Annotated in this window: 16 protein-coding genes and 1 pseudogene; 10 read left to right on the top strand and 7 right to left on the bottom strand. The window is 73.8% G+C overall.

The features are described 5' to 3' along the window. Nucleotides 1-62 precede the first annotated feature (62 nt). Both asnB and ACFFHU_RS20885 read left to right on the top strand, forming a co-directional pair. Nucleotides 63-1,916, top strand: a complete 1,854-nt coding sequence (gene asnB / locus ACFFHU_RS20890) for an asparagine synthase (glutamine-hydrolyzing) (RefSeq protein WP_377341393.1) — start codon at nt 63-65, stop codon at nt 1,914-1,916. A 114-nt stretch (nt 1,917-2,030) separates the two neighbouring features. After that, nucleotides 2,031-2,960: an NAD(+)/NADH kinase gene (locus ACFFHU_RS20885; RefSeq protein ID WP_377341391.1), complete on the top strand. Its 930-nt coding sequence runs from the start codon at nt 2,031-2,033 to the stop codon at nt 2,958-2,960. Between the two features lie 25 nt (nt 2,961-2,985). Here the strand turns inward: ACFFHU_RS20885 and ACFFHU_RS20880 are convergent, their stop codons facing one another. The 3 genes from ACFFHU_RS20880 to glgC all read right to left on the bottom strand — a co-directional run bounded on the left by ACFFHU_RS20880 (nt 2,986) and on the right by glgC (nt 7,151). Further along, complete coding sequence (locus ACFFHU_RS20880) at nt 2,986-3,957, bottom strand: CgeB family protein (RefSeq protein WP_377341389.1); 972 nt, start codon at nt 3,955-3,957, stop codon at nt 2,986-2,988. Nucleotides 3,958-4,134: 177 nt separating this feature from the next. After that, entirely contained in the window at nt 4,135-5,778 is a 1,644-nt protein-coding gene (gene pgm / locus ACFFHU_RS20875; RefSeq protein ID WP_377341387.1) for a phosphoglucomutase (alpha-D-glucose-1,6-bisphosphate-dependent), read from the bottom strand. A gap of 140 nt (nt 5,779-5,918) precedes the next feature. Next, nucleotides 5,919-7,151: a glucose-1-phosphate adenylyltransferase gene (gene glgC, locus ACFFHU_RS20870; protein WP_377341385.1), complete on the bottom strand. Its 1,233-nt coding sequence runs from the start codon at nt 7,149-7,151 to the stop codon at nt 5,919-5,921. 119 nt (nt 7,152-7,270) lie between these two features. Between glgC and glgA the strand changes: the two genes are divergently transcribed. Then, complete coding sequence (gene glgA / locus ACFFHU_RS20865) at nt 7,271-8,485, top strand: glycogen synthase (RefSeq protein ID WP_377341384.1); 1,215 nt, start codon at nt 7,271-7,273, stop codon at nt 8,483-8,485. On the opposite strand, the gene ACFFHU_RS20860 is transcribed toward glgA, so the two are convergent. Further along, a complete protein-coding gene (locus ACFFHU_RS20860; RefSeq protein ID WP_377341382.1) occupies nt 8,464-9,702 on the bottom strand; it encodes a glycosyltransferase in 1,239 nt (412 codons plus the stop codon). The genes glgA and ACFFHU_RS20860 overlap by 22 nt on opposite strands. A 176-nt stretch (nt 9,703-9,878) precedes the next feature. On the opposite strand from ACFFHU_RS20860, the gene ACFFHU_RS20855 reads away from it, so the two are divergent. The 7 genes and pseudogenes from ACFFHU_RS20855 to ACFFHU_RS20825 all read left to right on the top strand — a co-directional run bounded on the left by ACFFHU_RS20855 (nt 9,879) and on the right by ACFFHU_RS20825 (nt 20,212). After that, nucleotides 9,879-10,745, top strand: coding sequence for an FkbM family methyltransferase (locus tag ACFFHU_RS20855; RefSeq protein WP_377341380.1), 867 nt, complete (start codon nt 9,879-9,881; stop codon nt 10,743-10,745). Nucleotides 10,746-10,850: 105 nt separating this feature from the next. Next, nucleotides 10,851-12,950: pseudogene (locus tag ACFFHU_RS20850) on the top strand (alpha-1,4-glucan--maltose-1-phosphate maltosyltransferase); the annotation flags it as partial. 479 nt (nt 12,951-13,429) lie between these two features. Continuing rightward, complete coding sequence (glgB, locus tag ACFFHU_RS20845; RefSeq protein ID WP_377341378.1) at nt 13,430-15,544, top strand: 1,4-alpha-glucan branching protein GlgB; 2,115 nt, start codon at nt 13,430-13,432, stop codon at nt 15,542-15,544. 67 nt (nt 15,545-15,611) lie between these two features. Further along, on the top strand, nt 15,612-16,781 hold the full coding sequence (locus tag ACFFHU_RS20840; protein ID WP_377341377.1) for a sensor histidine kinase: 1,170 nt from the start codon (nt 15,612-15,614) through the stop codon (nt 16,779-16,781). Next, nucleotides 16,778-17,470: a response regulator gene (locus ACFFHU_RS20835; protein WP_377341845.1), complete on the top strand. Its 693-nt coding sequence runs from the start codon at nt 16,778-16,780 to the stop codon at nt 17,468-17,470. The genes ACFFHU_RS20840 and ACFFHU_RS20835 overlap by 4 nt, the downstream gene beginning before the upstream one ends. Nucleotides 17,471-17,539: 69 nt before the next feature. Next, the gene (locus ACFFHU_RS20830) at nt 17,540-19,684 is read left to right on the top strand and encodes an MMPL family transporter (protein WP_377341375.1); all 2,145 of its coding nucleotides are present in this window, start codon (nt 17,540-17,542) and stop codon (nt 19,682-19,684) included. 27 nt (nt 19,685-19,711) lie between these two features. After that, on the top strand, nt 19,712-20,212 hold the full coding sequence (locus tag ACFFHU_RS20825) for a YfbM family protein (RefSeq protein ID WP_377341374.1): 501 nt from the start codon (nt 19,712-19,714) through the stop codon (nt 20,210-20,212). Nucleotides 20,213-20,301: 89 nt separating this feature from the next. On the opposite strand, the gene ACFFHU_RS20820 is transcribed toward ACFFHU_RS20825, so the two are convergent. The 3 genes from ACFFHU_RS20820 to ACFFHU_RS20810 form a co-directional block, all read right to left on the bottom strand. After that, the gene (locus ACFFHU_RS20820; protein ID WP_377341372.1) at nt 20,302-21,348 is read right to left on the bottom strand and encodes an App1 family protein phosphatidate phosphatase; all 1,047 of its coding nucleotides are present in this window, start codon (nt 21,346-21,348) and stop codon (nt 20,302-20,304) included. A gap of 124 nt (nt 21,349-21,472) precedes the next feature. After that, complete coding sequence (locus ACFFHU_RS20815) at nt 21,473-22,045, bottom strand: hypothetical protein (protein ID WP_377341370.1); 573 nt, start codon at nt 22,043-22,045, stop codon at nt 21,473-21,475. Between the two features lie 264 nt (nt 22,046-22,309). Then, nucleotides 22,310-23,134, bottom strand: a complete 825-nt coding sequence (locus ACFFHU_RS20810; RefSeq protein ID WP_377341368.1) for a C39 family peptidase — start codon at nt 23,132-23,134, stop codon at nt 22,310-22,312. Nucleotides 23,135-23,222: the final 88 nt, after the last annotated feature.

Below are 23,222 nucleotides of genomic sequence, written 5' to 3'. Positions count from 1 at the left end.
GATCCGGCGGATCGTCGCGGGCCCGCACGGGTGGCCCGGCAAACGGAGACAGGACGGTAGCGATGTGCGGAATCACCGGGCTGGTCAGGGCGTCGGGAGTTGTCGAAGGAGATCAGCGCCTCGTCGCCGCGCTCAACCGCGACCAGCGGCACCGCGGCCCGGACGACGTCGGCCAGTGGTCCGGCGGCACAGCGGTGCTCGGCCAGACCCGCCTCGCCATTGTCGACCTGGGCAGCGGCGGCCACCAGCCGTTCCATTCGGCGGACGGCACGATCTCGGTGGTCTTCAATGGCGAGATCTACAACCACGCGGAGCTGCGGCGCCGGCACGGGCTGACGGTCCCGGAACGGTGCGACGGGGCGATCCTGCCCGCCCTGTGGCGGCTGCTCGGCATCCGGATGTTCGCGGAGCTGCGCGGCATGTGGGCCATCGCGGTCGTGGACGCCGCGACCGGGAGCGTGGTCCTGGCCAGGGACCCCTTCGGCATCAAACCGCTGCATTTCCGCCGCTTGGCCGGGGGCGCGCTGGTCTTCGCCTCCGAGCCACGGCCGCTGGCCGCCCTCGACGGGCCGCCCCGGCTGGACCGGCTGGCCCTGCACCGCTACCTGGCGTTCGGCGCCCTGGGTCGGGACCAGTCGCCCTTCGCCGACGTCGAGTCCGTGCCCGCGAACAGCTGGATCCGCTGGGACCGGGCGCTGACGCGGTCCGCCGGGGCCGTGCATCCCGACCCGCTCGATGCGCTTCCGGCCACCCCGCTGCCGGAGTTGCGGGACCGCTTCCTGGACTCGGTGTCGCATCACCTGCTCAGCGACGTGCCGGTAGCGCTGCTGCTCTCCTCGGGGCTGGATTCCGCCTCGATCGCCTGGGCCGCCTCGACGCTGGGCGCCGCGCTCACCTGTGTGACGGTGGACACCGGAACGGGGATGGGCGAGGGCGACGCGGCCCGGATGATCGCCACGGCGTTCGGGCATCGTCATGAGCTGGTGTCGGTGGCCCCGGACGCTGGCCTCGTCGACCGCTTCTTCGCCGCCATGCAGCGGCCGTCGATCGACGGCCTGAACACCTTCCTGGTCAGCAAGGCCATCGCCGACCTCGGCATCAAGGTGGCGCTGTCGGGCATCGGCGGCGACGAGGTGCTGGCCGGCTACCCGCACTTCCGGATGCTGCGCCATCTGCCGCTGCTCCGCGCGGCCGGCCCGGTCCGGCTGCCGCGGGGCCTGGCCCGGGCCTGCGGCAGCCGGCGCCGCAAGATCGCTGAAATGCTGACCAGCGCCGGTCCGAGGGACGCGCCCGGCATCGGCGCCCTGGTTCGCCGGGTGGCCTTCGAGGAACAGATCACCGACCTGCTGGCCGGACCGGGGTGGCCGGCGGAGCCGCCGGCCCCGCCCGGCGCCGGGTCCGTGCCAGCGCTCGCCCTGTCCCGGTACGAGCTGGAGCACTACCTCGGCGGCACGCTGCTGCCGGACTGCGACACCTACTCGATGGCCTGGTCCGTCGAGGTGCGGGTGCCGTTCGTGGACCTGCCGCTCGCACGGGCCACGCTGGGCACCGACCCTCGCCGGGGGCTGGGCAAGCGGCGGTTCGCCGACGCCGTCGGCCATCCCGTCCTGGAGCGGATCGTCCGGGCGCCCAAGCGGGGATTCAGCCTGCCCATGGACCGGTGGATGCGGAGCGGGCCGTTGGCGCCGGCGGTCCGGTTGGCGCAGGCGCCGGACGCCCCGGTGACCGGCATCCTGCGGCCCGCCGGGATCGCCGCCGTCTTCGCCGGCTGGCGGGCCGGCCGGGTTCGCTGGCCCCGGGCCTGGTCCCTGGTCGCCCTGGACGCCTGGCTGCGCAGCCTGGACGCCGCCCCGAGCGCCGTCGAGGGAACGCCGGTCGGGGTGGCCTCGCGGGTCGGGCCGGCCGAGCTTCGCTGAGCGATGCCCGATCCCGGTCCGGTCTACCGGCTACCGTTGGCGACGGACGCCGCAACGGCGCCCCGCCCAGCGTCGAATCATGCGGCGCTCCGTCCGAGATGATGAGGTAGAGCCATGCGGAACAATCGGCTCGGCCTCGTCCTGCACCCCACCCGGGACGTCACCGACATCGCCACCACGGTCCTGGACTGGGCACACGCCCACCACGTGGAGATCCTGGTCGACCGGCAACAGCGGCAGCGGGTGCCGGCCGGCGCGTTGCCGGTCGATCCGGCGGTGCTGGTCGATGAGTGCGATGCGCTGATCAGCATCGGTGGCGACGGGACGATGCTCGGCGCGCTGCGGATGACCGTCGACCGGCCCAAGCCGGTGCTGGGCGTGCACCTGGGCCAGTTGGGGTTCCTGGTCGAGGTGGATCCGCCGGAGCTGCCCCGGGCACTGGACCGGTTGGCCGCGCACGACTTCACGGTCGAGCCGCGCAGTTGCCTGCGCTGCGCGGTCTGCGAGGACCGGGTGGTCGCGTTCAACGACATCGCCCTGGCCCGCCAGCCCGGCGAGGGCTTCGTGAACGCCACCCTGGCCGTCGACGACGAGGAATACGGCTACTACCGCTGCGACGCGTTGGTGATGAGCACCCCGGCCGGCTCCACCGCTTACAGCTATGCGGCCGGTGGTCCCCTGGTGTCTCCCGCCACCGAGGCGGTGGTGCTGACCCCCTCGGCGCCGATGGCCGGGATCGGCCGGTCGGTGGTGCTCTCCCCCACCGAGCGGATCCGGGTGGACCTGCGCCCGGACAGCGGTCGGGTGGCCGTGGAGGTGGACGGGCACGTGGCCCGGCACGTCGAGGGCGGCGGCACGCTGGAGCTGCGCTTCCAGCGTGGCGCCGGGCAGGTGGTCCGCTTCGATGCGCGCCGGTACCGCGAGCGCAGCCAGCTCAAGCTCAGCCTGTTGGACCTGCCCCTGCTGCCCGAGCAGCTCCGCGAGCTACTGCCCGAATCGCTGCGGGGCGAGGTGAAGCGGCGTCAGGACGCGCTGCCGGACTGAACCGGCCGGCGGGAGGGAGTACCCGTCAGCAGAGCTCGTCCAGCAGTTGGGGCAGCCGCTGCTCGTACGTGTGTTCGGCGTGCGCCCGTTTGGTCGCCGCGTCACCGATCTCCCGGGTCAGCGCCGGGTTGTCCAGCAGCTCGGACGCTCGGTCGACAAGCTCGTCGAAGGTGGTGAACGGCACCACCTCCCGGTCCGGCTCGTAGAGGTCGGCGACCACCCGCCGGTCCTCGCAGAGCACCGCGGCCCCGGCGGCGGTGGCCTCGAACAGGCGCAGGTTCACGCCGTCCATCTCGGCCGGATGCAGGTTGTTGAGCACGGCCGCGGCCCGCCGGAACACCCGTGACTTCGCCTCCCGGAACACGGGCGGATGTACGCGCAACGCCGGCGGCATCAGCCGGCGGAGATAGCCGGGGAGCTTCCCGCCGTACAGGGTCAGCGGTATGCCGGCCTCGTGCAGCCTGCGCAGCAGGAAGAGCCGGCTGGGATACATGTTCCCGACGACCACGATGGTCCGCTCCTCGGCGGGCTCGGCGAGCGGTCGGTGCCAGCGCGGGTTGCAGGCCTGCGGCAGGTAGAAGGCCCGGAGCCCAAGCGTGTTCCGCAACCGTTCGGCGAGCAGCGGCTCCTTGGTGAACACCGCCGTGTACGGCGACGCGATCATCCGCTGCCGGCCGATGTTGGCCACATGGTCGGGGTACCAGAGGGCGACCGCGATGCGGTTGCGCCGCAACTCCGCGACGGCTTCGGGGACGATGTTGTGGTCCACGCTGATCACGGCGTCACATTGCCGCTCGATGGCGGCCCTGGCCGGCGCGTGGTGCAGTCGGGACTCCACGGCGGGCAGCGTCGTCACCGCCAGGCCGACGGCACCCATGCCGATCCGGCTGCGCGGCCTCGGCACCGCCGGGCCGAGCATGTGCACCTGGTGGCCCATCTCCCGCAGCGACTCGCCGATGTTGGTGGCGAACATGTCCGGACCATGCGGACCGATCATCCCGATCTTCATCGACATCCGTTCCGTGCCACCCGTCGCACCTGTCGCGCCGGTGGACGAGCCCAGCGGCGTCCACCGGTCTAACGCCTGGAGTGTCGAATGGAAACGCTGGTGCGCGCGCGGCCCCGGACGGCCGGCGGGAACCGTCCGGGGAAGCCACCCGGACCGGGCCCGTCCTCAGGCCCGCTTGAGCACCTCGGAGACGAGGTCCCGGGCCTCGTCCTGGATCCGGGTCAGGTGGTCCGGCCCGCGGAAGGACTCGGCGTAGATCTTGTAGACGTCCTCGGTGCCCGAGGGGCGGGCGGCGAACCAGCCCGACTCGGTGGTCACCTTCAACCCCCCGATCGGGGCGTCGTTGCCGGGCGCCCGGGTCAGGGTGGCGGTGATCGGCTCGCCGGCCAACTCGGTGGCGGTCACCTGGTCCGGCGAGAGCTTGCCGAGCACGGCCTTCTCCGCGCGGTTGGCCGGCGCATCGATCCGGGCGTACGCCGGGTCACCGAACCGGCGGGTCAGCTCGGCGTAGTGCTCGCTGGGGGTCCGCCCGGTCACCGCGATGATCTCGGAGGCCAGCAGGCAGAGCAGGATGCCGTCCTTGTCGGTGGTCCAGACCCCGCCGTCGCGGCGCAGGAACGAGGCGCCCGCGCTCTCCTCGCCGCCGAACCCGACCGAGCCGTCCAGCAGGCCCGGGACGAACCACTTGAAGCCGACCGGCACCTCGACCAGCCGGCGACCGAGGTCGGCCGCCACCCGGTCGATCATCGACGAGGAGACCAGCGTCTTGCCGATCCCGGCGTCGGCGGACCAGCCGTCGCGGTTGGCGTACAGGTAGGAGATGGCCACCGCGAGGTAGTGGTTGGGGTTCATCAGGCCGGCGTCCGGGGTGACGATTCCGTGCCGGTCGGCGTCCGCGTCGTTGCCGGTGGCCACCTGGAACCGGTCCCGCTGACCGATGAGCGAGGCCATCGCGTTCGGCGACGAGCAGTCCATCCGGATCTTGCCGTCGGTGTCCAGCGTCATGAACCGCCAGGTCGGGTCGACCAGCGGGTTGACCACGGTGAGGTCCAGCCGGTGCCGGTCGCCGATCTCGCCCCAGTAGGCCACGCTCGCCCCGCCCAGTGGGTCAGCGCCGATGCGGACGCCGGCCGACCGGATGGCCTCGATGTTCAACGCCGCCGGCAGGTCGTCGACGTACCGGCCGAGGAAGTCGTACGTGCCGGTGGTGTCGGCGGCGCGGGCCCGGGCCCACGGGATCCGCCGGACCCCGGCGAGCCCGGCCCGGATCAGCTCGTTGGCCCGGTCCTGGATCCACCGCGTGGCGTCGGTGTCGGCCGGACCGCCGTTGGTGGGGTTGTATTTGTAGCCCCCGTCCGCCGGGGGGTTGTGCGACGGGGTGACCACCACGCCGTCGGCCAGGCCGGCGTCCCGGCCCTTGTTGTACGTGAGGATGGCGTGTGAGAGCGCCGGCGTGGGGGTGTAGCCGTCCCGGCTGTCCAGCAGCACGTTGACGCCGTTGGCCGCGAACACCTCGACCGCGTCGACCGTGGCCGGCTCCGACAGCGCGTGGGTGTCCCGGGCCAGGAACAGCGGGCCGTCGACGCCGTTGGCCTTTCGGTAGTCGCAGACGGCCTGGCTGATTGCCACGATGTGGTCGGAGTTGAAGGCGGCGCCGAGGCTCGACCCGCGGTGACCGGAGGTGCCGAAGGCGACCTGCTGGGCCGGATCCTCCGGGTCGGGGTGCCCGGCGTAGTACGCGGTGATCAACCGCGGCACGTCGACGAGGTCGCTCGGCTCGGCGGGCTGGCCGGCGCGGGGGTGAGCCATCGGGCGTCTCCTTTTGATCTCTGCGGGCCGGGCTGCGTACCCGCGATGGTTCCCGGTCATGCCTGCGCCCGCCGCGCGGGCGGGCCGCGCACGGCCGGCCGCGATCAGGCCTGCGGCCCGGCGCGCGGCGGGCCGACGGATCAGGGCTCGATCCGCTGGCCCTTGCCGATCACCACGATCCCGTTGCGGGAGACCGTGTACCGCTCCCGGTCGCGTTCGGTGTCCACGCCGATCTCCGCGCCCTCGGGCACGACGACGTTCTTGTCGAGGATGGCGTTGCGGACCACGGCGTGCCGGCCGATCTCCACCCCCTCCATCAACACCGAGCCCTCCACCTGGGCCCAGGAGTGCGCCCGGACGTTGGGTGAGACCACGGAGTTCTCCACCAGCGCGCCGGAGATCACCACGCCGGGCGAGACCATCGAGTTGACGGCCCGGCCGACCCGCTCCTGCCAGTCGTGCACGAACTTGGCCGGCGGCCACGGCGGGTAGTCGGTGTAGATGGGCCACTGCGTGTTGTAGAGGTTGAAGACGGGGTGGACCGAGATCAGGTCCATGTGCGCGTCGTAGAACGAGTCCAGCGTCCCGACGTCCCGCCAGTAGCCCCGGTCCCGGTCGGTGCTGCCCGGCACGTCGTTCTCGCGGAAGTCGTAGACGTTGGCCTCGCCCCGCTCCACGAGCATCGGGATGATGCTGCCGCCCATGTCGTGCTTGCTGGTCTTGTCGGCGGCGTCCCGTTCGACCGCCTCGCAGAGCGCCTTGGTGCTGAAGATGTAGTTGCCCATCGAGGCGTAGATCTCGTCGGGCGCGTCGGGCAGCCCCACCGCGTCGGTGGGCTTCTCCCGGAACGCGCTGATCTGCTGGCGGTCCGCGCCGACCTCGATCACCCCGAACTGGTCGGCCTGGTCCAGCGGCTGCCGGATGCCGGCCACGGTGACGCCGGCGCCGGAGCTGATGTGGTGGTCCAGCATCTGCCGCGGGTCCATCCGGTAGATATGGTCGGCGCCGAAGACGATCACGTGGTCCGGCTGCTCGTCGTTGATCAGGTTGAAGCTCTGGTAGATGGCGTCGGCCGAGCCGGCGAACCACCACGGACCGCGGCGCTGCTGCGCCGGCACCGGAGCGACGTAGTTGCCCAGCAGGTTGGACATCCGCCAGGTCTTCGTGATGTGCCGGTCCAGCGAGTGGGACTTGTACTGGGTCAACACGACGATCTTGAGAAATCCGGCGTTCGCCAGATTGGACAGCACGAAGTCGATCATCCGGTACATGCCGCCGAACGGGACGGCCGGCTTGGCGCGGTCGGCGGTGAGCGGCATGAGCCGCTTGCCCTCCCCACCGGCCAGCACGATCGCGAGGACCTTGGGAGCCATGCACCTGACGCTAGCCACAGCCGTGCGGGTTCACCACTCGTACGGGCAATCGGTTGTGGCCCCTGGTGGCGGCGGGTCCCGTGTTGTAGCGGGCCGGACGACGCCCTAGGGTTCCGGAGGTGACCAATCCCACCGCCGCCGACGGCGACCTGCGCGTCGACCTGCTCACCCGGGAGTACCCGCCGGAGGTGTACGGCGGCGCCGGGGTGCACGTGGAATACCTGGCCCGGGAGCTGCGGGCGCACGCCGACGTGCGGGTGCACTGCTTCGGCGGGCCGCGCACCGAGCCGGGCGTCACCGCGTACGCCGACCCGCCCGGCCTGGCCGGGGCGAACCCGGCGCTGCGGACGATGGGCGTCGACCTGGAGATGGCCGCGGCCACCGCCGGCGCCGACGTGGTGCACAGCCACACCTGGTACGCCAACCTGGCCGGCCACGTGGCCAAGCTGCTGCACGGCGTGCCGCACGTGGCCACCGTGCACAGCCTGGAGCCGCTGCGGCCGTGGAAGGCCGAGCAGCTCGGCGGCGGGTACGCGCTGTCGTCCTGGTGCGAGCGGACCGCGCTGGAGGCGGCCGACGCCGTGATCGCCGTCTCGGCCGGGATGGCCCGGGACGTCCGGGCCGCCTACCCGGCCGTGGACCCGGACCGCATCCACGTGGTGCACAACGGCATCGACACCCGGCAGTACGCCCCGGACGCCGGCACCGACGTGCTGGACCGGCTCGGGATCGACCCCGGCCGCCCGAGCGTGGTGTACGTCGGGCGGATCACCCGGCAGAAGGGGCTGCCCTACCTGCTGCGGGCGGCCCGGTCGCTGCCGGCCGAGACCCAGCTGGTGCTGCTGGCCGGCGCCCCGGACACCGCGGAGATCGCGGCCGAGGTGCGGGGGCTGGTCGACGAGCTGCGGGCCAGCCGGACCGGGGTGGTCTGGGTGCCGGAGATGCTGCCCAAGCACGAGGTGATCCAGATCCTCACGCACAGCACGGTCTTCGTCTGCCCGTCCGTGTACGAGCCGATGGGCATCGTCAACCTGGAGGCGATGGCCTGCGAGACGGCCGTGGTGGCCACGGCCACCGGCGGCATCCCGGAGGTGGTGGCCGACGGCGAGACCGGGCTGCTGGTGCCGATCGAGCAGGCGGGCGACGGCAGCGGGACGCCGCTGGAGCCGGAGCGGTTCGTGGCCGACCTGGCCTCGGCCATCGGCACGCTGCTGGCCGACCCCGAGCGGACCGCCGAGTTCGGTCGGGCCGGCCGGCGCCGGGCCGTCGAGCACTTCTCCTGGGACTCGATCGCCGCCCGTACGGTGGAGGTCTACCGCTCGACGCTCGGCTGAGCGGGTTCCTTCGTCGCCGGGCGCGGGACCGGCCGCCGTCCGTTGGCGGCGACCGTCCGGAGGGCGGCCGCGACCGACGCGCCGAACCCCTCGGCGCCCAGCCGGGCCGCCCGCTCCCGGCCCTCGGCGGCGAGGCCACGCCGGAACGCCGGGTCGTCCATCAGCCGGCGGAGGCAACCGGCCAGCGCGTCGATGTCCCCCACCGGGTAGACCAGGCCGCTCACACCGGGCTCGATCACGTCGCCCGGTCCCCACACCCCGGTGACCGAGCTGACCACCGCGGGGACCCCGGCGGCCAGGGCTTCCAGGGCCGCCAAGCCGCGCTGCTCGGACCGGGATGGCAGCACCAGCACGTCCATCGCGGCCACCAGGTCGGGCACCTCGTCGGTGTTCCGGAAGCCGAACAGGCGTACCCGGTCGGTGAGCCCGCGCCGGGCCACCAGCGCGGTGATCTCGTCGCGGAGCGGGCCGTCCCCGACGAGCCACAGCTCCCAGCGCCGGTCGAGGCCGAGCGCGGCGCACGCCTCGACCAGGTCGTCGACGGCCTTCAACCCGATGAGCTTACCGACGAACCCGATGACGAACGGGCGGTCCGTCCCGGGCGTACCGGCGTCGTGCCGGCGGGCGGCCGCCGCCACGAAGCGGTCGACCTCGGCGCAGAACACCCCCGGGTACAGCCGCTGCGCCGGGATGTCGTGGGCGACGTAGAAGGCGTGGTTGGCCGCCCCCACCGTCAGCGCGCCGGCGGCCCGGCGGAAGCCCGCCCGCAACAGCCGCCGCCGCAGCCGGTTGCGCCACGTCGGCGGGCGCGGCGTCCGGATGTTGGCGTCCGAGAAGAAGAGCACGGGGGTACGGGTGAGCAGCGCATAGAGGAAGGCCACCCGGGCGACGAGGCTGGTCCAGCCGAAGCTCAACAGCACGTCGGGGCGGTCCCGGTGGAGCTGGCGGGCCACGGCCAGGGCGGATTGCCAGCCCGGCCGCTCCGGCGGCGCCCACCAGTCGTACCCGGAGTGCAGGTCGGTCTTCCACCTGACCCACCGGTCGAACCCGGGATCGTGGAACCCGTTCAGCAACGCCCGGCGGTAGTAGGTCCGGGTCCGGATCCCGGACTGTTCCGCGAGCCTCCGGAGACCCGGCGCCACGTACTGGATCGGGTGGTCGATCAGCACGATGCCGAGGGGCACGGCCGGCGGCCGGCGCCGCCCGGGTGGTCGCATGGCAGTCCTCCAGCCTGAACGCCTCGCGGTTTCATCCGGGAAACGAGCCGACCGGCGCCTCCGTCACGTCGCGGGCGCCAACACCGGCGAACCCTCGGGCCGGGCCCCGTCGTTGGAGACAGGGAATCGCCCGCGATCCACCCGCCGGAACACGGCCCGACGAGCCGAAAGTCACCATGTCGCAATCCACGAAGAACACGGGCGTGCTCGGCGCCATCAGCATCTCGGGCCAGGTCCTGACGCATGTCTGGCGCCACCCGGCCAACCGGGACCGGCGGTTGCGCAGCGTGCTGCGGGCGGTCAGCTACCAGGTACGCGGCCGGCTGGGCCGCCCGACGGTCGCCCGGCTCGGGGAGCGCTCCCGGATCCTGGCCCGCCCGCACCACGCCGCGGCCGGGCTGGTGGTCTATGGAAACCCGCCGGACTGGCCGGAGATGCACGCCTGGCGCCGGCTGCTCCGGCCGGGCGACCTGTTCGTCGACGTGGGCAGCAATGTGGGCACCTACGCCCTGTGGGCGGCGGAGTCCGGCACGACCGTGGTGGCGGTCGAGCCGGATCGGCAGGCGGCCGAGGAGCTGCGCCGGAACGTCGGCCTGAACGGATATCCCATCGAGGTGCTGGAGTGCGCCCTCGCGGCCGAACCGGGCACCCTGCGGCTGACCTCGGGCAACGACACCATGAACCATCTGGTCCTCGGCGACGGCCACGGCCACGGCCACGGGGGCACACCGGTCCCGGTCCGGACGCTGGACGAGGTGCTCGGGGACCGCGTGGCCGCGGGGGTCAAGATCGACGTCGAGGGCGCCGAGCGGCTGGTCCTCGAGGGCGCCCGGGCGGCCCTCGCCGACCGGCGGATCACCGTGCTCCAGCTCGAGTGGAACCGGATGAGCGAGCGGGTCCTCGGGGAGAGCCGGGAACCGGTCGCGCGGCTGCTGGCGGAGTACGGCTACCGGCTGACCCGCCCGGACGAAACCGGACAACTGGCCCCGTCCGACGCGTCCGGCTACGGCCCGGACGTTTTCGCCGTCGCGCCCTCCGGCTGACGCCGGGCGCCCCGCCGGCTGACCATCCCGGACCGCCGTACGGGGACACCCGCGCTCGGTGATCTCATCGCGCGGGGCGGGCCGGTGGGCAGTAGGTTGGGCACCGTGACTGGACGGTTTCCGATCGAAGCGGTCTCGCCCTCGGTGGCCTGCGGCCGGTACCCCGCCAAGGCGGTGGTCGGTGAGCTCGTGCCGGTGTCCGCGCTGTCGTACCGGGAGGGGCACCACGCGCTCGGCTGCATGGTCGTCTGGCAGGGTCCCGACTCCACGCCGCGCCCGGCGGTGCGGATGCGGCCGGGTGAGCACCGCGACGACCGCTGGCACGCGTTCATCCAGCCGGACGCGACGGGCTCGTGGAGCTTTGCCGTGGAGGCGTTCGACGACCCGTACCTGACCTGGCGCGACGCGGTGACCAAGAAGCTGGCCGCCGGCCAGGGCGTCGAGGATCTCGCCAACGACCTGGCCGAGGGCGCCGCCGTGCTGGACGAGGCGGCCGCCGGCGTACCGGAGGATGCCCGCGCCGCAGTCGAGGCCGCGGCCGCCGCGCTGCGCGACCCCGCGCTCGAGCTGGGCGCCCGGGTGGCGCCCGCGCTGGAGCTGGCCGAGCTGCTCTGGGCGCATCCGGTCCGCCGCCTGGTCACCCGCTCGGACCGGTACGAGCTGTGGGTGGACCGCCAGCGCGCGCTCTTCTCGGCCTGGTACGAGTTCTTCCCCCGGTCCGAGGGGGCGGTGCTCGGCGCGGCCGGCCGGCCGGACCGGACCGGCACGTTCGCCACGGCGGCCCGGCGGCTGCCGGAGGTGGCGGCCATGGGCTTCGACATCCTCTACCTGCCGCCCATCCACCCGATCGGCCGGATCAACCGCAAGGGCCGGAACAATACCCTGGTGGCCGGGCCCGACGACGTCGGCTCGCCGTGGGCCATCGGCGCGGCCGAGGGCGGGCACGACGCCATCCACCCCGATCTGGGTACGCCGGACGACTTCCGCGCCTTTCTGGCCGCGGCCGCGGCGGCGGGCCTCGAGGTGGCCATGGACCTGGCCCTGCAGTGCGCGCCGGACCACCCGTGGGTGGCGGAGCACCCGGAGTGGTTCACCATCCGGGCCGACGGCTCGGTGGCGTACGCGGAGAACCCGCCGAAGAAATACCAGGACATCTACCCGCTCAACTTCGACACCGACCCGGACGGCATCCGGGCGGAGATCCTGCGGGTGGTGCTGCACTGGGTGGGCGAGGGCATCAAGGCGTTCCGGGTGGACAACCCCCACACCAAGCCGCTGGACTTCTGGCACTGGCTGATCGCCGAGGTGAAGAAGGTCGACCCGGACGTGATCTTCCTGGCCGAGGCGTTCACCCGGCCGGCCATCATGCACGGCCTCGGCAAGGTCGGCTTCAGCCAGTCCTACACGTACTTCACCTGGCGGACCAGCGCCGGGGAAATGCGCCAGTACTGCGAGGAGCTGGTCGCCTCCGCCGACCACATGCGGCCGAACTTCTGGCCCAACACGCCGGACATCCTGCACGAGACGCTGCAGCACGGCGGGCCGCCGATGTTCAAGATCCGGGCGGTCCTGGCCAGCCTGCTCTCCCCCTCCTGGGGCCTCTACGCCGGCTACGAGCTGTTCGAGCACGTGGCCCGGCCCGGCGCCGAGGAGTATCTCGACAACGAGAAGTTCCAGCTCCGGCCCCGGGACCGGGCGGCGGCCGAGGCGCAGGGCCGGTCGCTGGCGCCGTTCCTGACCCGGCTGAACGCCATCCGCCGGGCCAACCCGGCCCTGCACTGGCTGCGCAACCTGCGCTTCCACGAGATCGACAACCCGGCGCTGCTGTGCTGGTCCAAGCGGGATCCGCAGACCGGGAACACCGTGCTGGTGATCTGCTCGTTCGACCCGGCGCAGGTGCAGTGGGGGAACACCACGCTGGACATGCCGGCCCTGGGCCTCGACTGGCACGAGCGGTTCACCGTGGTCGACGAGCTGACCGGGGTCCACTACGACTGGGGTCAGCGCAACGCCGTGCGGCTGGACCCGTACCTCCAGCCCGCGCACGTCTTCACCGTCCACCCGGCCGGCACCGACCCGGAGATCGCCCGCACCGCGTACGCCATGCCGGCGGTCCCGGCGCCGACGCCGGTCACCCCGCCGACCGGCCCGGGCGGCACGCCGCCCGCGTCCTCATCGACGCCGGCCGCCGCGCCGGACCCGGCCCCCGCGGCCGAGCCGGCCCCCGCGCCTCGGCCGGCCCCCGCGCCGGAGCCGACCCCCGCGTCCGAGCCGGCTCCCGCGCCTCGGCCGGTGACGTCGCCCGAGCCGGAGCCGGTGACCCCGCCCGAGCCGGCCCGTTCACCGGAGCCGGCCCGTTCACCGGAGCCGGTCACCTCGCCGGAGCCGGTGACCTCGCCGGAGCCGCCGCCCGCGCCCCGGCCGTCACCCGTACCGGCATCCTCGCCCGGCCCGTCGCCCACGCCAGCGCCCGGCCCGTCGCCTACGCCAGCGCCCGGCCCGTCGCCCTCCCCGGGCTCCCGGGCTTCCGGCCCGGTGGGGGCGACGCCGCCGCGGCCCGGCCTCGTGGCGAAGCCGCGCCCCACCCCGGCGCTGATGCCGGCGAAGGCGCCCGCCCAGCGGTCCGGCCGGAGCGCCGGCGCGGCCCACTCGACCCGGTCGATGAACGGACCCGAGGAATGACCATGGACGAGTTGATCGCCGGGCGGGCGCACGATCCACACGCCCTGCTCGGCGCGCATCCGGCCGACGGGCACACGGTGATCCGTACGCTCCGCCGGGGCTGCGACGCGGCCACGGTGGTGGCCGACGGGCACCGGGAACCGATGCGCCCGATCCACCCCGACGGGGTGTTCGAGGCCACCCTGCCCGGCGAGGTCGTCGACTACCGGATCGAGGTCGACGGCGAGCTGCGGGACGACCCGTACCGCTTCCCCCCGACCCTCGGCGAGCTGGACCTGCATCTCATCGGTGAGGGCCGGCACGAGCGGCTGTGGGAGGTCCTCGGCGCACGGGTGCGGACGCTGGCCGGCACGACCGGGGTGTCGTTCGCGGTCTGGGCGCCCAACGCACGCGGCGTCCGGGTGGTGGGCGACTTCACCGGCTGGGATCTGCACGGCGGCTGGCCGATGCGCTCGCTCGGCGGCAGCGGCGTGTGGGAGGTCTTCGTCCCGGACGCCGAGGTTGGCCAACGCTACAAGTTCGTCATCCTGGGACCCGACGGGCAGTGGCGGGAGAAGGCCGACCCGCTGGCCCGGTGCACGGAGACGCCGCCGGCCACCGCGTCGGTGGTGCACGAGTCCCGGTACGAGTGGGGCGACGCCGCCTGGCTGGCCCGCCGGGCGCAGCGGCCGGCGCACCAAGAGCCGATGAGCGTGTACGAGGTCCACCTGGGCTCGTGGCGGCCCGGCCTTTCCTACCGCGAGCTGGCCGAGCAGCTCACCGAGTACGTCACCGAGATGGGCTTCACGCACGTGGAGCTGCTGCCGGTGATGGAGCACCCGTACGGCGGATCCTGGGGCTACCAGGTGACCGGCTACTACGCCCCGACGGCCCGGTTCGGCGACCCCGACGACTTCCGGCACCTGGTGGATCGGCTGCACGCGGCGGGCATCGGGGTGCTGCTGGACTGGGTGCCGGCGCACTTCCCCCGGGACGCCTGGGCGCTGGCCCGGTTCGACGGCACGCCGTTGTACGAGCATCCCGACCCGCGCCGCGGCGAGCACCCGGACTGGGGCACGTACGTCTTCGACTACGGCCGGCCGGAGGTCCGCAACTTCCTGGTGGCCAACGCCCTCTACTGGTGCGACGAGTTCCACGTCGACGGGCTGCGGGTGGACGCGGTCGCCTCGATGCTCTACCTCGACTACTCCCGCAGCGAGGGCCAGTGGCTGCCCAACCGGTACGGCGGGCGGGAGAACCTCGAGGCCATCACGCTGCTGCAGGAGACCAACGCGACGGTCTACCGGCACCACCCCGGGGTGGTGATGGTGGCCGAGGAGTCCACCGCGTGGCCCGGGGTCACCAGGCCCACCTCGGAGGGCGGACTGGGCTTCGGCTTCAAGTGGAACATGGGCTGGATGCACGACACGCTCACGTACCTGTCGAAGGAGCCCGTCTACCGCAAGTACCACCACAACCAGCTCACCTTCTCGCTCGTGTACGCGTGGAGCGAGAACTACGTGCTGCCGATCAGCCACGACGAGGTGGTGCACGGCAAGGGGTCGCTGGCCGGCAAGATGCCCGGCGACACCTGGCAGCGGCTCGCCAACGTGCGGGCGCTGCTCGCCCTCATGTGGGCGCACCCCGGCAAGCAGCTGCTGTTCATGGGCTGCGAGCTGGCCGACGACCGGGAGTGGAGCGAGGACCGGGGCCTGGACTGGTACGTCCTGCACGACCCCGCCAGGGCCGGGGTGCAGCGGCTGGTGGCCGACCTGAACCGCGCCTACCGGGACAGCCCCGCGCTGTGGTCCCAGGACACGTCGCCGGCCGGCTTCCGGTGGGTCGTCGCGGACGATCAGACCAACAACACGGTGGCGTTCATCCGGATCGCCCTGGACGGCTCGCCGCTGGTGTGCGTGGCGAACCTCTCGGCCGTGCCCCGCGAGGACTACCGGATCGGGCTGCCGCTGGCCGGCCGGTGGATTGAAGTGATCAACACCGACGCCCAGGTGTACGGCGGCTCCGGCGTCGGCAACCTCGGCTCGGTGCAGGCCGAGAGCGTGCCGTGGCAGGGGCTGCCCGCCTCGGTCGCCCTGCGCGTCCCGCCGCTCGGCGCCATCTGGCTGCGACCCGCCTGACCGGACGGCAGACGATCGGCGCCCGGCGGCAGGCCGCGGCGGGAGCGGATGTGCGTAGGGTGTGCCCGTGCACCGGATCGGGGCGGTAGGGCGCGGGCGGATCGCCGACCTCGCGGTCGTGCTCGGCGTGCTGGCCGTCGCCGAGTTCGCGATCACGACCGGCCGGGAGGCGGGAGCGTCGCCCCGTAACTGGTTCGCGTACGCCCTCGGGGTCGCGATGGCGGCGCCGCTGCTGGCCCGCCGCCGGCACCCGCTGGCCGCGCTGTACCTGGTAGGCGCGGCGTTGCTGGTCTTCTACGCGGTGGGTTACCCGGGCTTCCCGCCGGCGCTGGTGCTGGCCGCGCCGCTGTACGCCGCGACGCTCCTCGGCCACGTGTGGCCGGCCATGCCCGTTCCGGCCTTCTTCCTCGCCGCCGGGGCCGACGTCAGCGTCCGGCACGGCCTGCCGGCCCTGGACACCGCGTCGGTGTTCCTGCCGCAGGTCGCGGTGGTCGTGGTGGCGATGCTGCTGGGCGCCCTGGTGCGCAGCAGGCGGGCATACGCCGCCGAGGTGCGGCAACGCCTGGCCGCGGTCGAACGGGACCGGGAAAGCGACGCGGCGCGTCGGGTCACCGAGGAACGCCTGCGGATCGCGCGCGAGGTGCACGACACGGTGGGGCACGCGATCGCCACCATCACCGTGCAGTCCGCGGCGGCGCTGCGCCTGGTGGACCGGGATGCGGAACGGGTCCGCGAGGCGCTCACCGCCATCCGGAGCACCGGCAAGGCCGCGCTCACCGAGCTGCGGGGCACCCTGGAGGCCCTGCACGACGGTGCCGCCGAACCGGTCGGTTCCCGCGACGCCGGCCTGCACCGGCTGCCCGACCTGCTGACGGCGGTCGGCGCCGCCGGGCTCCGGGTCGAAGCGCCCGACCGGCTCGACGAGGGAACGGTCCTGCCCCGGCAGGTCGACCATGCCGCGTACCGGGTCCTGCAGGAGTCCCTGACCAACGTGCTGCGGCACGCCGGCCCGGCGGCGCGGGCCGAGGTGCGGCTGCGGGCCACGCCCGGGTCGCTCACGATCGAGGTGACCGACGACGGCGTGGGGGCCGCCGCGGAGCCCGCCGGCCCCGGCGGGGGTCGCGGCCTGGCCGGAATGCGGCACCGCGTCGAGGCGGTGGGCGGTAGTCTGCACGCCGGCCCCAACCCCGCGGGCGGCTTCACCGTCCGGGCCGAGCTTCCCAGGGAGGAATCCTGATCCGGGTACTGCTGGCCGACGACCAGGGGCTGATCCGGGCCGGTTTGCGGTCGCTGCTGGAGGACGCCCCCGACATCGAGGTGATCGGTGAGGCCGCCAACGGGGGCGAGGCCGTCGCGCTGTCCCGCGAGCTGCGACCGGACATCGTCCTCATGGACCTGCGGATGCCGGACGTCGACGGGGTGACGGCCACCCGGCGGATCACCGAGGACCACCGGCTCTCCTCGGTCCGGGTGGTGGTGCTGACCACCTTCGTCGAGGAGGACGACGTGTTCGCGGCGCTGCGCTCCGGCGCCAGCGGTTTCCTGGTCAAGGACGCCGAGCCCGACGAGCTGCTGCGGGCGTTGCGGATCGTCGCGCGGGGCGACGCGCTGCTGTCGCCGGCCGTCACCCGGGCGGTGATCCACCGGTCGGTACGGGCGGAGCCGGCGCCCGCCCCGAGACGTACCCCGCCGGAGGTGGCCGCGCTGACCGCCCGGGAGCGGGAGGTCGTCGCCCTGGTCGCCGCCGGCCTGAGCAACGAGGAGATCGCCGCCCGGCTGGTGGTCAGCCCGCTCACCGCCAAGACCCATGTGGCGCGGGCAATGGCGAAGGTGGCCGCGCGGGACCGGGCGCAGCTGGTGGTCTTCGCGTACCGGACCGGCCTGGCTGACCCGGACGCGTACCACCCTGGGAGTACGCCGCGGTAGCAGCTGGACCGGCGAAGAGTCTCCGCCGGTGGGCCGCCCGGGCCGGGCGCCGCCAGCACGATCGGGGGCATGGAAAACAGCTGGCTTTCCCGCCTCGCCGCGGCCTGCCACCGGCACCGGTTGCCGGTCCTGCTCGCCTGGCTCGCCCTGACCGTGCTCGCGGTGCTGCTCGGCGCCCGGTTCGGCGGTCCGACCACCGACGACTTCAGCGACTCCACCACCCAGTCCGGAGCCGCGCAGCACCTCGTCCGGCAGCACCTGCCCGATCTGGCCGGCGACACCGTCACGCTGGCCGTCCGCGCCGACGCCGGCCTCGACGACCCCGCCGTCCGGCGTCGGGTCACCGATCTGGTGACGGCGCTCGACGCGGCGCCGCACGTCGGCCGGGTCGCCACCCCGTACGACTCGCCGGGTCAGGTCTCGGCGGACCGCCGGACCGGCTACGCCGTCGCAACCCTCACCGTGCCGTCCGAGGACATGCCGCCGGCCGAGACGACGGCCCTGCTCGACCGGGTACGGGCAGCCAGCGGCGACGGTGTCACGTTCGCCCTCGACGGCGCGGCGGTGGACGCGGTCGAGACGCCCGGCGGGGGCGCCGCCGACGGGGTGGGGCTGCTGGCCGCGGCGGTGGTCCTGCTGATCGCCTTCGGCTCGGTCCTGGCGATGGCGCTGCCGATCGTCACCGCGCTCTTCGGCATCGCGATCGGGCTGTCCGCCATGGCGCTGCTGGGCAACGTCCTGCCGGTCCCGGGATTCGCTCCGGTGCTGGCCAGCATGATCGGTCTGGGAATCGGCGTCGACTACGCCCTGTTCATCGTCACCCGCTACCGGGAGGCGCTGGCCGCCGGTCAGGCCCCGCGGGAGGCGGTGGTGACCGCGACGTCCTCGGCGGGCCGGGCGGTGCTGTTCGCCGGCGGCACGGTGGTGGTGGGGCTGGCCGGCCTGCTGCTCACCGGGCTGGACTTCATGCGCGGCCTCGCGGTGGGCGCCGCGGCCACCGTCGCGGCGACCATGCTCGCCGCCGTGACCCTGCTACCGGCCCTGCTCGGCCTGATCGGTGCCCGGATCGACCGGTTGTCGGTGCACCGGCGACGCGCCTCGGCCAATCCGTGGTCGGCGCGCTGGGCCGGCACGGTGGCTCGGCGGCCGGTGCTGGCCACCGTGCTGGCCTCGCTGGTCCTGCTCGTGCTGGCCGCGCCGGTGTTCGCGCTGCGGCTCGGCACGCCGGACGCCAGCACCCAGCCGCGGGACACCAGCGCATACCGGGCGCACCAGATCCTGGCCGACGGCTTCGGGGCGGGCTTCGACGCCACCCTCTCGGCGGTGATCACCCTGCCCGGGGGCGATCCGGAGGGCGTCGCGCGAACCCTCGCCGCACAGCCCGGGGTGGCGTCGGTGAGCCCGCCCCGACGTAGTCCCGACGGGGCCGTCGCGGTCCTCGCCGTGCGACCGGACACCGGGACCCAGGATCCGGCCACGATCGACCTGGTGCACCGGCTCCGGGCGGCCACCCCGGGCCAACCGGTCCTCATCGGCGGGGCGGCGGCGGCCACCATCGACTTCGCCGAACTGACCGCTCGCCGGCTGCCGCTGGTGATCGTCGTGGTGGTCGCGCTCTCCCTGCTGCTGCTGATCGTGATCTTCCGGTCGCTCCTGCTCGCGCTCAAGGCGGGCCTGTTGAACCTGCTGTCCATCGGGGCGTCGTTCGGGGTGCTGGTCGCCGTCGTGCAGTGGGGCTGGCTGGGCGGCGCGCTGAACTTCCCCACCACCATGCCGGTCACCGCATGGGTGCCGCTGATCATGTTCCCGGTGTTGTTCGGACTGTCGATGGACTACGAGGTGTTCCTGGTCTCTCGCATCCGGGAGGCGTACGACCTGACCGGGGACACCCGGCGCGCGGTACGGGACGGGCTGACCCGCAGCGCGCGGGTGATCAGCGCGGCGGCGGCCATCATGATCGTGGTGTTCCTGTCCGTGATGCTCGGCGCAGACCTGGGGGTCAAGCAGCTCGGGCTCGGACTGGCCGCCGCCGTGGCCGTGGACGCCACCGTCGTGCGGCTGGTCCTGCTGCCGGCCTCGATGGAACTGCTCGGGCGGTACAACTGGTGGCTGCCCCGCTGGTTGGAGCGCCGGATGCCGAGGGTGCGGCTCGAGACGGACGTACGGCCCGCCGTCGACGAGGCTTCGCGGACGGCGCCGGCGATGATCCCCTAGCCGGTCGGCACGGATGAGGCAGCTGCGGTGCCCGGCATCGCGCCGGGCACCGCAGCCCCGCGCGATGCCGTCGAGCTCGCAGCGGTGCTCGCGGACCCGGCGGAGGTCGATACGCTGCTGTACGGCGACGACGACGACGAGGCGGCCGAACCCGAGCTCGACCTGGACAAGTCCTGGCACGGCATCCACTACCTGCTCACCGGCACCGCCTGGGAGATCGGCGACGGGGCCGGCGCGGCGATCCTCGGCGGCGAGGAGGTCGGGGAGGACAACGGCTACGGCCCGGCCCGGCTGGTGCGCCCGGACGCCGTGCGCACCATCGCCGGCGCGCTCGGCGCGGTGGACGTCCAGACGCTACGCGCCCGGTTCGACCCGCAGGCCATGTCGGCCGCCGACATCTACCCGGCCATCTGGGCCAACGGCGTCGAGGAGCTCGACAGCTACCTCATGCCGAACCTGGCCGAACTGCGCCGGTTCTACGAGGCGGCCGCTTCGAACGGCCAGGCGGTGCTGCTGGCCCTCACCTGACCCGGCCGTCCCTGCCGGCGGCCTCGCCCTCGCCAGCGAAGGCCGCCCCGCGCGCGCCCGCTCAGACCAGGCCGGCCCCGCGCGCCCGCTCAGACCAGGCCGGCGCGGTGCAGCAGGCGGAACAGGCCCGCGCCGTCCGGGGCCGACAGCCAGCGCTGGCCGTCCGGCCCGCTGTCGGCGGGATGGCCGGGCGGGGTGGGGAACGCGCCGGCCAGCACGGCCTGGGTCGGGGACAGCCGGCGGATCGCCACGCCTGCCACGTTCTGCGGATGCGCGGCGGCGAATTCCGCGTAGATCTCTTGGTCGTGCTGCCCGTCGTCACCCACCAGCAGCCACCGGACGTCCGGAAACTCCCGCGCCAGCCGGGCCAGCGTGGCCCGCTTGTGCTCGCGGCCGCTGCGGAACCACCGGTCGGCCGTGGGCCCCCAGTCGGTGAGCAGCAGCGGCCCGGCCGGGTAGAGGTGCCGGGAGAGGAAGCGGCTGAGCGTCGGCGCGACGTTCCAGGCGCCGGTCGACAGGTAGAACACCGGCGCGCCCGGGTGCGCCGTGGCCAACCGCTCGAACAGCACCGCCATCCCGGGCACGGCCATCCGGGCGTGCTCGTCCAGCACGAAGGTGTTCCAGGCCGCCAGCAGCGGTCGGGGCAGGGCCGTGACCATGACCGTGTCGTCGATGTCGGAGAGGATGCCGAACCGGACCTCCGGATCGATGGTCCGGATCGGCGCCTCCACCGGGTCGGCGTCGGCCGTGCTGATCCGGACGGTCGTCCAGCCCGAGGAGAACCGGCCATCGACGCGTACGTCGATGAACCCGCTACGGTCGGTCTGCGCCTCGTGCCGGCGCCCGCCGGCCTCGATGACCACCGGCGTGTGCTTGGCCGGCAGGCTGGCAAAGCTGCGCCAGCCGCGCACCGACTCGGGCCGGCGATCCGGCCGGGACTCGATCCGGCCCAGCACCACCCGGCCCATCACGCGGGCCCAGTCGCACCCGCCGTACCCGGTGTAGGCCACGATCTGGGGACGCCAGCCCCGGCGCTGCAACCGCCGCGCGACCACCTGATGGACGGCATCCTCGATGCGCGCCGCGCGGTGCAGCCGGCTCGGTACGACCGCCTCGCCGACGGGAGTGAGCGACACGCTGCCACCCTGCCACAGACCAGCGGCTCCGGCACATCCGGCGGGTTAACAGGGGGCCTCGACCGCCCCGGAAGGCGAGGAAAAGGGATCCCCCGGCTCACTTCGGGCCGGCGGGCGGCGCCGCCTAACCTTCGGGCGTTCCGTGCGAGAAGATCACCGGTGCCACCGGCGTCCGACGCCGCTCTCCCGGCTGCCGTTCCCGATCGGGCTCGCCCGACCAGGCCGGCGCGGCCGGTACGCCGCCGGTGGCGTCCCGGGTGGGCGCTCCACGCGTGCCGCCCGTCCCCGGCGCGGCGCTGATGGCGTTGGCGTTCGGCACGGTGCGGGCGGCGTCGCCGAACGGCGCCCCCGACGCCGGCGCCATGGCCGGCCGGTGCTCGCCGGTGGCCACCAGCAGCTCGTACGCCCGCTCGACCGGGAGCCGTCCGCTGGTGATGGCCAGCTTGAGCGCCATGGGCGCGGGCGCCAGCGAGACCGGGAGGTCCAGCACCCGGGGCGAGACGCCGCGCTCGGCCAGGTAGGCGGCGGCGTCCGGCGGCAGGTCCAGCCACGGCCGTACGTCCTCGGCGCCGAACCCGTGCTCCGCCCACCGGCGGGCCTCCGTGCTGACCCGGTCGGCGACGTGCCGGGGCACCTCATCCCGGCCCCCGAGGTCCTCGCTGAGCAACGCCCGGGCCAGCGCGGGCAGGCTCGCCACCGACACCCACCGTCCAGCTCCGGCCGCTGGCGCCGGGCCGCCGCTCGGACCCGGCCGCCGGCCGCCGGCGGGACTCACGCCACGCTGAACAGACATATCGGTATCCAAGCATGATCCGCTGGTCCGGCACGGACCAGGGTGCCGCCCGGCGCCGAGAGCACCTCCGCTGGGACGGGCCATGGGCTTACCGCGAGCTGTCGAGTTCGGCGCCGCGGTAAGCCCATGATCGACGCAGGGGGCGGCGGGAGGGCGGGTCGGGGAGGTTCAGGCGGAGTAGCCGCGACTGGCCATCCAGTTGGCGAAGTCGGTGGTGTCCATCCAGTACTCGCTCTGGCCGTTGACGTACGCCGGGTCGGCGATCTTGATCGTCCGGCCGTTGTCCTTGTAGCCCACCACGGTCAGGTAGTGGCCACCGTCGTAGTAGTGCCAGCCACCTTCGGTGTCCACCTGGCTGCCCACGATGTTGGCCACGACGGCGTGGCCGCTCGTGATCGCCTGCACCACGTCGGTCCGCAGCCGGCCGACCTGAGCGGACGTCGGCGTGCCGGCGAACTCGCGGGTGGAGTAGAAGTCGGTCTTGATCAGCCGGTTGAGCACCCGGGTGGTGTCCTCGGCCGAGTCGGTGCCGTTCTCGGTGGTGTTCAGCGCCGCCGCCACGGCGTCCTGGCTGGGGTGCAGGCCGGCCACGGTGAGCGCGATCCGGGTGGCCGCCGGGCCGCAGTACCAGCCCGTGATCTGGGCCTCGTAGTCGTACTTCAACGACCTGGCCGCGGGCGGCTTGGGCTTCGGCTTCGGCTTGGGCGCGGCCGTGCTCGGCGCCGGCTTGCTGGCCGGAGTCGTGGGCGCGGGCGCCGCCGAGGAGGCGGGGGCGCCGGGCTGGCTGGCGCTGGGGGCGGCCGCCGCGCTGGTGGGGGCGGCGATCTCGGCCGCCGCCACGGTCGACGAGCCGGGCGGGTTCGGCGCTCCGCCGGCCAGGGTCACGGACACGCCGGTCACGGCGGCCGCGACGGCGACGCCGCCGGCGAGCAGGGCGACCCGGCCAAGGGGCCGGCGCAGCGCGTTGGGGAACTGGGGACGGGGATGGTTCACGGATTCCTCCAGGGGACGTGCCGACCCGGGGGTGGGTCGGCGGCCCCGCCGGGACCACGTACCGGAAACGCGTGCGACCGGGGCCGGC

Origin of the sequence: Plantactinospora siamensis (genome assembly GCF_042434095.1) — a bacterium.
GTDB lineage: Bacteria > Actinomycetota > Actinomycetes > Mycobacteriales > Micromonosporaceae > KBS50.
The sequence above is the reverse complement of the archived record's forward strand: the minus strand, read 5'-3'. Positions and strand labels throughout refer to the sequence as shown.